Raw genomic sequence first — 12717 nt, forward strand, 5'->3', positions numbered from 1 at the left:
TCTCCTCTTCGTGGTGCAGGGTGCTTCCCGCCGGTTGCGGTGGGGGTAGTCCACCGGAGTCCGGGCCCGAGCGCAACCCCACGTACCGATGAGTAGGAAAATATCAACCCCTCGGTCGTGTGGTCCTGGTCTCTTCATGGAACGATGAGGGGGTGACTGGACAGACGCAACCCGAACGTCCCCCCATCCCTTCCGTGATCCACGAAGGCCTCCCCACCCAGCTCCCGGACATCGATCCCGAGGAGACGTTGGAATGGCTCGCGAGCTTCGACTCACTCGTCGACGGCCGCGGTCGTGACCGGGCCCGCTACGTGATGCTGCGGCTCCTGGAGCGGGCCCGCGAGAAGCAGGTCGGCGTCCCCGCCCTGCGCTCGACGGACTACATCAACACCATCCCACCCGAGCGTGAACCGTGGTTCCCCGGCGACGAGGAGGTGGAGCGACGCATCCGGGCGTTCATCCGGTGGAACGCGGCCGTCACCGTCTCCAACGCCAACCGCAAGGGTCTGGAGGTCGGCGGACACATCGCCACCTACCAGTCGGCGGCGAGCCTCTACGAAGTCGGCTTCAACCACTTCTTCCGCGGCAAGGACCACCCCGGCGGCGGTGACCAGATCTTCATCCAGGGCCACGGCTCCCCCGGCGTCTACGCCCGCGCCTACCTCGAGGGGCGCCTGACCGCCGAACAGCTCGGCCGGTTCCGCCAGGAGGTACAGCACGGTGTCGGGCAGGGCATCCCCTCCTACCCCCACCCCCGCCTCATGCCGGACTTCTGGGAGTTCCCCACCGTCTCGATGGGGCTCACGGGCATCAACTCGATCTACCAGGCGCGGTTCAACCGCTACCTGCACAACCGCGGCATCAAGGACACGAGCCAGCAGCACGTCTGGGCGTTCCTGGGCGACGGCGAGATGGGCGAGCCGGAGTCCCTGGGCGCCATCTCGGTGGCGGCCCGCGAAGAGCTCGACAACCTCACCTTCGTCATCAACTGCAACCTGCAGCAGCTCGACGGCCCGGTGCGCGGCAACGGCAAGATCATCCAGGAGCTCGAGTCGGTCTTCCGCGGCGCCGGCTGGAACGTCATCAAGGTGGTCTGGGGTCGCGACTGGGACGCCCTGCTGGCCAAGGACGTCGACGGCGTCCTGGTCAACCGGATGAACACGATCCCCGACGGACAGTTCCAGACCTACCATTCCGAGGGCGGCGCCTACACGCGTGAGCACTTCTTCGGGGTCGACCCGCGCCTGCGCGCCATGGTCGAGCACATGACCGACCGCCAGATCGAGCTGCTCCCGCGCGGCGGTCACGACTACCGCAAGGTGTACGCCGCCTTCGACGCAGCGACGAAGCACTCCGGCCAGCCGACGGTGATCCTGGCCCACACCATCAAGGGCTGGACCATCGACGCGCTGGAGTCGAAGAACGCGACCCACCAGATGAAGAAGCTGACCCTGGAGGACGTGAAGCGCTTCCGCGACCGGCTGAGGATGCCGATCAGCGACAAGGAGCTCGAGGAGCACTACGAGCGCACCGGACAGGCCCCGCTCTTCCACCCCGGCGTCGACTCCCCCGAGGTCGAGTACATGCTGGAGCGCCGCCGTCAGCTCGGCGGGTCGCTGCCCGCCCGCGTGGACCGTTCCTCACCGTTGAGCCTGCCGGGGGCGGAGATCTACGCCGACCTCAAGAAGGGCGCCGGCGCCAACAAGGTCGCCACCACGATGGCGACGGTCCGGCTGCTGCGCGACTGGATGAAGCACCCCGGCATCGGGGACCGCATCGTGCCGATCGCTCCCGACGAGTACCGCACGTTCGGCATGGACTCGATGTTCCCGACCGCGAAGGTCTACAACCCGGCCGGGCAGACCTACGAGTCGGTGGACCGCAAGCTCCTGCTCTCCTACAAGGAGTCGACCTCCGGACAGATGCTGCACGAGGGCATCTCGGAGGCCGGGGCCGTGGCGTCGGCCACCGCGGCGGGGTCGGCGTACGCCACGCACGGCGAGCACATGATCCCGTTCTACATCTTCTACTCGATGTTCGGCTTCCAGCGCACCGGTGACTCCATCTGGGCAATGGCCGACCAGATGGCTCGCGGCTTCCTGATCGGCGCCACCGCGGGTCGCACCACGCTGACCGGTGAGGGCCTGCAGCACGCGGACGGCCACTCCCCGCTGCTGGCTGCCACCAACCCGGCCGTCGTGCACTACGACCCGGCGTACGCCTACGAGGTGGCGCACGTGATGCAGTCCGGCCTGGAGCGGATGTACGGCGAAAATCCGGAGAACGTCATCTTCTACCTCACCGTCTACAACGAGCCGGTGCACCAGCCTGCCGAGCCCGAGGACCTCGACGTGGAGTCGTTGCTCAAGGGTCTGCACCGGGTCGCGCCCGCGGAGGACGACAACCCGAAGGTGCGGCTTCTCGCCTCCGGCGTCGCCGCCCCCTGGGCGGAGCGCGCTGCCGAGCTGCTGCATGACGAGTGGGGCATCTCGAGTGAGCGCTGGTCGGTGACCTCGTGGAACGAGCTCGCCCGTGACGCCGTGGCGGCCGAGGACTGGAACCTGCTCAACCCCGGCGAGGAGCGTCGAACGGCCTTCGTCACCGACCAGCTCGCAGGGTCGCAGGCGCCTGTCGTGGCGGTCACCGACTACATGGCGGCGGTCCCGCTGCAGATCGCCCGGTGGGTGCCGGCCGACTACCGGGTGCTGGGCACCGACGGCTTCGGCTTCGCCGACACCCGTCCGGCCGCGCGTCGCTTCTTCCGGGTGGACGCCGAGTCCGTGGTCGTGCAGGCGCTCCAGGCGCTCGCCGACGCCGGTGAGATCGACGTGGCGAAGGTCGTCGAGGCCCGCACCCGCTACCGCATCGACGACCCGACGGCCGTCAGCGGAGTCGCCCAGGAGGGCGGCGACGCCTGATCAGGCGCCCGCCGCGTGCAGCTCGTGCACGGCGGCCAGCTCCTCCACGCCCGTCACGCCGTCCTCGGCGTGGCGGGCGCGGCGCTTCTCGACGTTGCGCGGGGGCACGGCCGGTGCACCGGAGACCAGCAGCCGCCGCCACTGGGCCTTGGAGAACTTGTTGGGGGTGCTTTCGGCGACGAAGTCGCGCACGAGGCGGGCGAAGCGGTCCGGGTGGTCGCGGTGCGGGAAGTGTCCGCTGCGCTCCATGACCTCGACGCGCGCCCAGGGGGCCAGCCGCTTGGCGCGGTGGGCGTGGTCGACCGGGATGACGTGGTCGTCACTGCCCCACACCACGCAGAGCGGCAACCCGCTGGTCAGGTAGGCCCGGTCGGCCATCGTGACGACCTGGCCGCGGTAGTCCACGACGGCCCGCACGACGTGGCGGGTCGCCGCGCGTGACCGCGGGTCGACGAAGGTCTCGTAGACCCGCGCCACCTCGCCCAGGTCGCGGGTGCGGGGCAGTCCGGTGTGCGAGAGCACCCGGAGCGCGGTGGCGTTGACGTGACGCACCACCGGCAGGGTGAGGGCGCCCATCACCTGGTGGAAGCCCGGGGTGGTGATGGCCCGGATGGCCGGGGAGACCTCACGACCCAACCCGCCGGACGAGACCAGCACGATGCGCTCGGTGCGCTCGGGGAACTGGTAGGCGAACTGCATGGCCACCCCGCCCCCGAAGCTGTGGCCCACGACGGTGACCCGCTCGATGCCGAGCACCGTGAGCAGGTCTCGCATGCCGTTGGCGTAGCCACCGAGGCTGTAGTCGGCGCGGGGCTTGTCCGAGGCGCCGTGTCCGAGCAGGTCGGGGGCGATGACGGTGTGGTCGCGGGCCAGCTCGTCGATCACGGTGTCCCAGGTCTGGTGGTCACAGCCCAGGCCGTGCAGCAGGAGGAGGGCGGGGCCCTGCCCCACCTTGACGTAGGCGCGGCGGTGACCGTTGATCGTTGCGTACTCCATGGAGTGCCTACCGGCTGACCTGACCATCCGTGCCTCCCGTGACCGACCCGATGTCCGGAGCGATACCCATGTGACTGGTGGGTGAACCCCGGGCGAATACCCGAAGTGTGACAAAGACCATGCGCCCCGTGGTCCTTTTTCCGCAAGTGGCGCCTCCCGGAGGGGCCCGCCGCCCCTCTGGCATGGGCGAACTACCCTCGAGGGGTGACCCCCCAGGTGACGGACGAGCAGGCCCGCGTCGCTGCCGCGCTCGCGCGGGCGAGCGGCGCCATGAGCACGGCCGCCACCGCGCGGATGGACCGCGAGATGCCGTGGTTCTCCGAGCTCAGCGCGGAGGACCGCTCCTGGGTCGGCCTGATCGTGCACGCCGGCATCCGGACGTTCGTCGACTGGTTGCGCTCGAGCCCCGGCGCCACCGGCGACGACGACCTCGACGGGCACGCCCTGGCCACCACCGTCTTCGGCGCGGCGCCGCGCGAGCTGGCCGGGGTCATCACGCTGCGCCAGACGGTGGACCTGATCCGGTTGAGCATCGACGTGGTGGAGTCGGCGATCGACGACCTGGTGGCCGTCGAGGACGCTCCTCTGGTGCACCGGGCGGTGCTGCGCTACGGACGTGAGGTCGCCTTCGCCACCGCCGAGGTGTACGCCCGGGCGGCGGAGTCGCGCGGGGCGTGGGACGCGCGCCTGGAGGCGTTGGTCGTCGACGCCGTGCTGCGCGCCGACTCCGACGAGTCGCTGCTCTCCCGCGCAGGCGCTCTCGGGTGGAAGGCCGCCTCCGGCGTCGCGGTGGTGGTCGGGTCGGCGCCTGCCGGGCGCAAGGAGACCGACGTCTTCGAGGGCGTACGCCGCGCCGCGCACGCCGCGGGCGTTGACTCGTTGTGCGCCACCCAGGGCGACCTCCTGGTCGTGGTGCTCGGGGGCGTGCAGGAGCCCGAGGTCGCCGCCGACTGGTTGGTCGAGCACTTCGCCCCCGGCCCGGTCGTGGTGGGTCCGGTGACCTCGGGCCTCCCGACGGCTCACGTCTCGGCCGCCGAGGCACTCCTCGCTCACCGCGTCTGCGCCGCCTGGCCCGGTGCGCCGGTGCCGGTGCGCAGCGCCGACCTGCTGGCCGAGCGGGCCCTGGCGGGCGACGCCCGCGCCCGGGACCAGCTGGTCACGACCGTGCACGAACCCCTGACCTCGCCGCGAAGCACCCTGGCCGAGACCCTGCAGGCCTGGTTCGACGCCGGGCACTCGACGGAGGCGGCGGCACGTGCGCTCTTCGTGCACCCCAACACCGTGCGCTACCGCCTGCGCCAGGTGGCCGAGACCACCGGGCTCACGCCCACCACGCCGCACGACGCGTTCACGCTGCAGGTGGCTCTGGCCGTGGGGCGCATGGTCGCCGAGTCCTGACTCCGTTGGGCCCCACGCCGTCACCCACCGCGGACTTGTAGGACCCCCACAAACTTTCGCCCTTCTTTTTCGTCCTGCTCGGCTGCCGTACGGCCACGTCGCACAGGCACAGTGGTGGAGTGCTCGTCATCGTCGCCCCCGGTCAAGGGGCCCAGACCCCCGGTTTCCTCACCCCGTGGCTCGCGGAACCCGCGTTCCGTGCGCGCTTCGAGTGGCTCTCCGCCGTCGCAGGGATCGACCTCGTGACCCACGGGACCGTCTCGGACGCCGAGACCATCCGTGACACCGAGGTCGCCCAGCCGCTCCTGGTCGCCACCGGGCTGGTGGCGGCCCTCGAGCTCTTCCCCCACCCGGGCGACGCCTTCGCCCAGATCGGCGCGGTCGCCGGTCACAGTGTCGGCGAACTGACCGCCGCCGCCGGGGCCCGGGTCATCACGGCCGAGCAGGCCATGGTGCTGGTGCGCGAGCGTGGCCGCGCGATGGCGCAGGCCTCCGCCGTCTCCCCCACCGGCATGACCGCGGTGCTGGGTGGGGACCGCGACGACGTGCTGGCGGCCCTGGAGCGCCACGGCCTCACCGCGGCCAACGACAACGGTCCCGGCCAGGTCGTCGCCGCCGGAACCACCGAGCAGCTCGCCGCCCTGGCCGCCGATCCCCCGGCGCGCGCCCGCCTGGTGCCGCTGAGCGTGGCCGGCGCCTTCCACACCACCCACATGGAGCCGGCGGTGGCCCACCTGGGTCAGCTGGCCCGCTCGGTCTCGACCCACGACCCGCGCACCCGGCTCATCTCCAACCGCGACGGTCAGGTCGTCCACGACGGCGGCGACGTCCTGAAGCGCATCGTCGGCCAGATCGCCAACCCCGTGCGGTGGGACCTGTGCATGGAGACCATGGCCGACCTCGGGGTGACCGGCATCCTGGAGATGCCACCGGCCGGCACCCTGACGGGCATCGCCAAGCGTGCCCTCAAGGGCGTGGAGACCTTCGCCCTGAAGACTCCCGACCAGCTGGACGCGGCTCGCGAGTTCTGCGGGCACCACGCAGAGGTCTCCCCGATGGAGACGTCGCCGACCTGGCGGATGGTCGTCGCGCCCGCCAAGGGCACCTTCCACCGCCGCACCGCCGACGACGTCGCCGTCGTCGGGGCCGGCACCCTCATCGGCGACGTGGCCAGCACCCGCGACAGCGCGGGCGTGCGTACGCTGCACGCCGGACGCGTGGTCGAGTGGCTGGTCGAGGACGGCGACCCGGTCTCCCCCGGCCAGCCCCTGCTCCGCCTGCACCCGATGGGCGCCGCATGACACTCGCCTCCCCCACCGGCGTTCCCGGCAGCCGCATCCTGGGGCTGGGGGTCCACCGGCCCTCCCGGGTCGTGCCCAACGCCGACGTCGTCGACGCGATCGACTCCAGCGACGAGTGGATCCAGCAGCGCTCGGGCATCCGGCAGCGTCGGTGGGCCGACGACCACGAGAGCGTGCGGTCGATGGCCGTGGGCGCGTCGCGCCAGGCCCTCGAGCGTGCCGGTCTGGCCGCCACCGACGTCGACTGCGTCGTGGTCGCGACCGTCTCGCACCTCCTGCAGACCCCGGCGCTGGCCACGGCCGTCGCCCACGACCTCGGCACCGACCACGCCGCCGCCTTCGACATCTCCGCGGCCTGCGCCGGCTTCTGCCACGCCCTGGCGCTCGCCAACGACATGGTGCGCGTCGGCACGGCCCAGCACGTGCTCGTGATCGGCGTCGAACGACTCAGCGACCTGACCGATCCACACGACCGCGGCACTGCCTTCATCTTCGCCGACGGGGCCGGCGCGGCCGTGGTCGGCCCGAGCGCGACCCCGGGCATCGCCCCGGTGGTCTGGGGCTCCGACGGCGAGCAGTACGACCTCATCCGTCAGCGCGAGGACTGGCGCGACGTGGTGGGCGACGAGACCACCCCCGGCAGCGGCCGGATGCCGCACCTGGTGATGCAGGGCAGCCCGGTCTTCCGCTGGGCGTCCTTCACGATGGCGGAGGTCGGGCGCCGTGCCCTCGACCGAGCAGGCATCGGCATCGACGACCTCGACGTCTTCGTGCCCCACCAGGCCAACATGCGCATCATCGACGCCATGGCGCGCGCGATGAAGCTGCCTGCCCACGTGCGCATCGCCCGCGACATCGCCGACCAGGGCAACGCCTCGGCGGCCTCCGTGCCGATGGCACTCGACCGCATGATGGTCGAGGGTGAGGCACGATCCGGGGACACGGCGTTGCTCATCGCCTTCGGCGCCGGGCTCGCCTACGCCGCCCAGGTCGTCCGCGTCCCCTGACCCCCTGTTCCCACCGAAGAACCCACCACCAGAAGAGAAGGAGGCCTCCATGGCCACCACCGAAGAGATCCGCTCCGAGCTCGCCGACATCGTCAACGAGGTCGCTGGCGTCAGCCCCGAGGACGTGCAGCTCGACAAGTCGTTCGTCGACGACCTGGACGTCGACTCCCTGTCGATGGTCGAGGTCGTGGTTGCCGCCGAGGAGAAGTTCGGCGTCTCGATCCCCGACGACGAGGTCAAGAACCTGAAGACCGTGGGTGACGCCGTGGCCTTCATCGAGAAGGCCGCCGCCTGAGCCCAGGCGCCGTCCCCCGTCCGTCTCGCTCAAGGAGTTCCATGACAGCCCCCCGCGTCGTCGTCACCGGCCTCGGCACCACCTCACCGGTGGGTGGCGACGTACCCACCACCTGGTCGGCCCTCCTCGCCGGCACCTCCGGTGTCGCCTCCCTCACCGACGAGTGGGCCGAGCCCCTGGGCTCGCGCCTGGCCGCGCGGGTGGCCGTGGAGCCGGGCGAGGTGCTCGACCGCGTCAAGGCGCGGCGGATGGACCGGTCCGGCCAGCTCGCCGCCGTGGCCGCCACCGAGGCGTGGGCCGACGCCGGACTCGGTGAGTCCGGCGTCGAGCCCGAGCGCCTGGCGGTCGCCATCGCCTCCGGCATCGGCGGCGTCACGACGCTGCTCGCCAACTACGACGCCCTGCGCGAGAAGGGACCGCGGCGGGTCTCGCCCCTCGCGATCCCGATGCTGATGCCCAACGGTCCGGCGGCGACCGTCGGACTGATGGTGGGGGCGAAGGCCGGGGTGCACACGCCGGTCTCCGCCTGCGCCTCCGGCAACGAGGCCATCGCCCTGGGCATCGACCTGATCCGCCTGGGCCGGGCAGACGTCGTCGTCTGCGGGGGCACAGAGGCGGCGGTGCACGCGCTGCCGATGGCCGCCTTCGGTCAGATGATGGCCCTGAGCCGGCGCAACGACGACCCCACGGCTGCCTCCCGGCCCTGGGACCGTGGCCGTGACGGCTTCGTCCTCGGAGAGGGAGCAGGCGTGGTGGTCCTCGAGTCCGAGGCGCACGCCCGGGCCCGCGGAGCCCGGATCTACGCCGAGGCGGCGGGAGCCGGCATCACGGCGGACTCCCACGACATCGCCCAGCCCGACCCCGTCGGCGCCGGGGCCACGCGCGCCATGGTGCGAGCCCTGAGCCAGGCCGACCTCTCCCCCTCCGACGTCGTCCACGTCAACGCGCACGCCACCTCGACCCCGCAGGGCGACCTGGCCGAGGCGTTGGCGATCCGCAACGCGTTGGGCTCCTCCACGACGGCAGTGGTGACGTCGACGAAGTCGATGACCGGACACCTCCTCGGCGCCGCCGGTGCCTTGGAGTCGATCGCCACGATCCTGGCGCTGCACGAGCGCACGGTGCCGGCGACCATCAACCTCGACGACCCCGAGGACGTCGGCCTGGACCTGGCCTGCTCCCGACGCACGCTCGGCGGCGGGGACCTCGCTGCGCTCAACAACTCGTTCGGGTTCGGCGGCCACAACGTCGCCCTCGCCTTCAGGAGCATCTGATGAGCGCCGCACCCAGCCCGTCGCTGGCCCGCCCCGACCGCCCCGACCGCACCGACGACCCCCGCCACCCGCTGCACCGGCTCGCCGCGCTGCTCGACGAGGGCACCCTCGAGCTGCTCAGCCCTGTCGACGACTCCGGCATGCTGGCCGCCCGCGGCGAGGTGCACGGCGCTCCTGTCGTCGCCTTCTGCTCCGACGCCACCGTCATGGGCGGGGCGATGGGCGAGGTGGGCTGCCGCGCGGTGGTGGAGGCCTACGACCGTGCGCTCGCCGACGGCGTGCCGGTCATCGGCCTGTGGCACTCGGGGGGCGCCCGCCTGGCCGAGGGGGTGCTCTCCCTGCACGCGGTGGGACTGATCTTCCAGGCCATGACCCTCGCGTCCGGACGGATCCCGCAGATCTCCGTCGTCCTCGGCCCGGCAGCCGGGGGCGCGGCCTACGGCCCCGCACTCACCGACGTGGTGATCCTCGGGCCGGAGGGACGCATCTTCGTCACGGGCCCCGACGTGGTCCGCTCCGTGACCGGTGAGGACGTCGACATGCTCCGGCTCGGCGGCCCCGAGCCGCACGGACGTCGCTCGGGCGTGGTGCACGTGCTCACCGACACCGAGCGCGAGGCGCTCGACTCCGCGCGGCAGGTGGCCCACCTGCTCGGGGCCCAGGGCCAGATGGACGAGGCCAGCGTGGAGGACTCCGACCTCGAGCAGATCCTGCCGATCGATCCCAAGCGCGCCTACGACGTGCACCCGCTGGTCGACGCGGTGCTCGACGAGGGCAGCACCACCGAGCTGCACGCCAAGTGGGCACCCAACGTCGTCACTGCCCTGGGGCGCCTCGGCGGACGTACCGTCGGCGTGGTCGCCAACAACCCCTTGCGCCTCGGCGGCTGCCTCGACTCCCCCTCGGCGGAGAAGTCGGCACGCTTCGTACGCCTCTGCGACGCCCTGGGCGTGCCCCTCGTGGTGCTCGTCGACGTGCCCGGCTACCTTCCCGGGGTCGGTCAGGAGTGGGACGGCGTGGTCCGGCGCGGCGCGAAGCTGCTGCACGCCTTCGCCGAGTGCGTGGTGCCGCGCGTGACCGTGGTGACCCGCAAGACCTACGGTGGCGCCTACATCGCCATGAACGCCCGGTCACTCGGAGCGTCGAAGGTGTTGGCCTGGCCGGGCGCCCAGGTTGCGGTGATGGGCCCGCTGGCCGCGATCAGGATCATCCACCGTCGTCGCCTCGCCGAGGTGCCACCCGACCTTCTCCCGCAGATCGAGGAGGAGCTGGCCGCGGAGCACGAGAAGATCGCGGGCGGCGTGGAGAAGGCCGTGGAGATCGGGGTGGTCGACGAGATCGTGGCGCCGGCCCGCACCCGCACCGCGATCGCGCAGGCGCTGCAGCAGGCCGCGGGCGACGGCACCCTGCGCGGGAGGCACGGCAACATCCCGCTCTGAGGTCCCCGACAGCACGACGAGGGCCGGTCCTCCCGATGGGGAGGACCGGCCCTCGTGTCGATGTGGGGCCGCACGCGCGGAGGACGGCTGCTCACGCCGCCCGCGGCGGTGGTCAGACGACCTGGTGGAGCCAGCGCACTGGAGCGCCCTCACCGGCGTAGCGGAAGGACTCGAGCTCGTCGTCCCACGGCTTGCCGAGCAACTTGTCCAGCTCCAGCTCGACGGTCGTCTCGCCGTTGGCCGCCTTCACCATCGCCGAGCGCAGCCGGTCCTCGGGGATCATGATGTCGCCGTGGAGCCCCGTGACGGCGTGGAAGACGCCGAGGTCCGGGGTGAAGGAGTAGCGCGAACCCTCGGTCGAGCTCGTCGGCTCCTCGGTGATCTCGAACCGGAGGTGATTCCACCCCCGGAGCGCAGAGACGATCGCCGCCGCCGTGCCGGCAGCACCGGTCCACGACAACTCGGCCCGGTAGGTCCCGGGCTGGGCCGGCTGCTCCGTCCAGTCCAGGCTGACGGCAGCGCCAAGTACGCCCCCCACGGCCCACTCGATGTGCGGGCTGAGTGCGGACGGCGTTGAGTGCACGAACAGGATCCCGCGCGTCGCGGGCCCGTTCGGGCGGGGTGCAGTACGTGTCGTCACCGTGACCTCCTTCATCTCCGGCGTTGAGCTACGCCTTCCCCAGCGATCTCCACGTCCAGAAACGAATGTGCACAGTGACACCTCGACAACACAGTGACACCTATGTAATTAGACGACTCATTCTCACCCATCCGGGCAAAGAAAACCAGCGCGCACTCCCCGGCGTGTCGGGAGGTGCGCGCTGGTCAGGCTCGTAGGGCCGGGGGCTGACCGTCAGTCCCTCTTCCTCTCCAGGGCCTCCGCGCGTTCTGCGGCGTCGGTGATCTCGTCACTGTCGATCGCGTGGGTCCGGTGGAACCACGCCAGCGCGTCCTCCTCGCGACCGGCAGCCAGGAGCGTGTCGGCGTAGGCGTAACGCAGGCGCACCACCCACGACGCACGGCTCTTGTGCATCAGGGGCGCGAGCTCGAGCGTGCGCAGGGCGGCGTCCATCTGCCCCATGTCTCGCCGCGCACCGGACTCGACGATCGTCATCTCCGCCTTGGCCTCGGGAGAGAAGTTCGCAACCGACGGGCTCTTGGCCAGCTTGAGCGCCTGCTCGGGCTGGCCGAGCGCTCGGTGACAGTCCGCCATGATCGGGATGTAGTCGGGCACGCCGTTCATCCGCTTGGCCGCACGCAGCTCGGAGAGCGCCTCGGCGTAGTGGCCGGCGGCGTACGCTGCTTCTCCGGCCGCCTCACGCACCACCGCGAGCCGGGAGGCACGAGCACGGGCCGCGAGGGTGTGCTGGTAGGCGGTCTCGGGGTCGGTGTCGATCAGGGCGCCGGCGGCCGCCAGGTGACGGGCCACGCGGGCAGCCAGCTTCTCCGGCAGACCCTTCAGCTGGGCGCTGACGGAGCGGTCGAGCTCCTTGCCGGTGATCCCCTCGGGGAACTCCGGACCGTCGTAGCGCTCCTGGTCCGCAGTGCGCGGGCCCTTCTCGCCGGCCTCACGGCGGTCACGCGAGTAGGGACGGTCTCCCCCACGCGAGTCGCGCCGCGCACCAGGCTTGCCGCCCCGATCGTACGACTTCTGGCCCCCACGGTCCGACGTACGTCCGTCACCGGACTTGCCGTAGGGCTTGCTGCTGCGTTCGCCGGGCTTGCCGTCCCGTCCGGGCTTGCCGCTGGCGGACCCGCCACGGCTCGGCTTGCCCGCGCTGGAGCCACCGCGACCGGGTGCGCCACCACGACCGCTCGTGCTGCCGCCGCGGGAGCCTCCGGCTCCACCGCGACCTGTCCCCCTGGAGCCTCCACCGTTTCCGGCAGGGCGCTGACCACGACGCTCGTCAGCCATGGAGTCCACCTCTTCGTCTCGTATCGTTCGCACAAGCCCGCGAGCTCGCAGGCCTGAAATGCAGCAGAGGCCACCTTATAGGGGTGGCCTCTGCGCAAAGGTATGTCCGGCGGCGTCCTACTCTCCCACGACCTCTCGGTCGCAGTACCATCGGCGCTGAAAGGCTTAACTTCC

Annotated in this window: 10 protein-coding genes and 1 rRNA gene; 7 read left to right on the forward strand and 4 right to left on the reverse strand. The window is 71.6% G+C overall.

Annotated elements, in window-relative coordinates; all coding sequences use genetic code 11:
• Positions 1 to 194 precede the first annotated feature (194 nt).
• Positions 195 to 2918: a pyruvate dehydrogenase (acetyl-transferring), homodimeric type gene (gene aceE, locus IEQ44_RS11470; protein WP_319804632.1), complete on the forward strand. Its 2724-nt coding sequence runs from the start codon at positions 195 to 197 to the stop codon at positions 2916 to 2918.
• On the opposite strand, the gene IEQ44_RS11475 is transcribed toward aceE, so the two are convergent.
• A complete protein-coding gene (locus IEQ44_RS11475) occupies positions 2919 to 3914 on the reverse strand; it encodes an alpha/beta fold hydrolase (protein WP_227487335.1) in 996 nt (331 codons plus the stop codon). It abuts the gene before it with no gap.
• Positions 3915 to 4118: 204 nt separating this feature from the next.
• Between IEQ44_RS11475 and IEQ44_RS11480 the strand changes: the two genes are divergently transcribed.
• The 6 genes from IEQ44_RS11480 (at position 4119) to IEQ44_RS11505 (ending at position 10628) form a co-directional block, all read left to right on the forward strand.
• A complete protein-coding gene (locus IEQ44_RS11480) occupies positions 4119 to 5312 on the forward strand; it encodes a PucR family transcriptional regulator (protein ID WP_319804633.1) in 1194 nt (397 codons plus the stop codon).
• A gap of 119 nt (positions 5313 to 5431) precedes the next feature.
• Positions 5432 to 6613, forward strand: a complete 1182-nt coding sequence (locus IEQ44_RS11485; RefSeq protein WP_193638597.1) for an acyltransferase domain-containing protein — start codon at positions 5432 to 5434, stop codon at positions 6611 to 6613.
• Positions 6610 to 7620 carry a beta-ketoacyl-ACP synthase III gene (locus IEQ44_RS11490; RefSeq protein WP_193638598.1) on the forward strand — a complete coding sequence of 337 codons (1011 nt, stop codon included), beginning with the start codon at positions 6610 to 6612 and terminating at the stop codon, positions 7618 to 7620. The genes IEQ44_RS11485 and IEQ44_RS11490 overlap by 4 nt, the downstream gene beginning before the upstream one ends.
• Before the next feature lie 49 nt (positions 7621 to 7669).
• Positions 7670 to 7915: an acyl carrier protein gene (locus tag IEQ44_RS11495; RefSeq protein WP_193638599.1), complete on the forward strand. Its 246-nt coding sequence runs from the start codon at positions 7670 to 7672 to the stop codon at positions 7913 to 7915.
• 41 nt (positions 7916 to 7956) lie between these two features.
• Positions 7957 to 9189, forward strand: coding sequence for a beta-ketoacyl-[acyl-carrier-protein] synthase family protein (locus IEQ44_RS11500; RefSeq protein WP_193638600.1), 1233 nt, complete (start codon positions 7957 to 7959; stop codon positions 9187 to 9189).
• Entirely contained in the window at positions 9189 to 10628 is a 1440-nt protein-coding gene (locus tag IEQ44_RS11505; protein WP_193638601.1) for a carboxyl transferase domain-containing protein, read from the forward strand. Before IEQ44_RS11500 ends, IEQ44_RS11505 begins: the two co-directional genes overlap by 1 nt.
• Before the next feature lie 112 nt (positions 10629 to 10740).
• Here IEQ44_RS11505 and IEQ44_RS11510 read toward each other — a convergent pair whose 3' ends face one another.
• The 3 genes from IEQ44_RS11510 to rrf form a co-directional block, all read right to left on the reverse strand.
• Positions 10741 to 11268, reverse strand: a complete 528-nt coding sequence (locus IEQ44_RS11510; protein ID WP_319804634.1) for a DUF3145 domain-containing protein — start codon at positions 11266 to 11268, stop codon at positions 10741 to 10743.
• A 213-nt stretch (positions 11269 to 11481) separates the two neighbouring features.
• Positions 11482 to 12543 (reverse strand): tetratricopeptide repeat protein, encoded by a 1062-nt coding sequence (locus IEQ44_RS11515; RefSeq protein ID WP_193638603.1) that lies wholly within the window; start codon positions 12541 to 12543, stop codon positions 11482 to 11484.
• A gap of 104 nt (positions 12544 to 12647) precedes the next feature.
• Positions 12648 to 12717: ribosomal RNA gene (gene rrf / locus IEQ44_RS18490) — 5S ribosomal RNA — on the reverse strand; the annotation flags it as partial.

The sequence above is a fragment of the Nocardioides malaquae genome, assembly GCF_015070385.1.
Classification (GTDB): domain Bacteria; phylum Actinomycetota; class Actinomycetes; order Propionibacteriales; family Nocardioidaceae; genus Nocardioides; species Nocardioides malaquae.

Bases quoted from the DNA above. Each gene is read 5' to 3' on its own strand.
- IEQ44_RS11475 (WP_227487335.1), bottom strand. From the start codon at position 3,914: ATGGAGTACGCAACGATCAACGGTCACCGCCGCGCCTACGTCAAGGTG.
- IEQ44_RS11500 (WP_193638600.1), top strand. From the start codon at position 7,957: ATGACAGCCCCCCGCGTCGTCGTCACCGGCCTCGGCACCACCTCACCG.
- IEQ44_RS11490 (WP_193638598.1), top strand. From the start codon at position 6,610: ATGACACTCGCCTCCCCCACCGGCGTTCCCGGCAGCCGCATCCTGGGG.
- IEQ44_RS11515 (WP_193638603.1), bottom strand. From the start codon at position 12,543: ATGGCTGACGAGCGTCGTGGTCAGCGCCCTGCCGGAAACGGTGGAGGC.
- IEQ44_RS11505 (WP_193638601.1), top strand. From the start codon at position 9,189: ATGAGCGCCGCACCCAGCCCGTCGCTGGCCCGCCCCGACCGCCCCGAC.
- IEQ44_RS11495 (WP_193638599.1), top strand. From the start codon at position 7,670: ATGGCCACCACCGAAGAGATCCGCTCCGAGCTCGCCGACATCGTCAAC.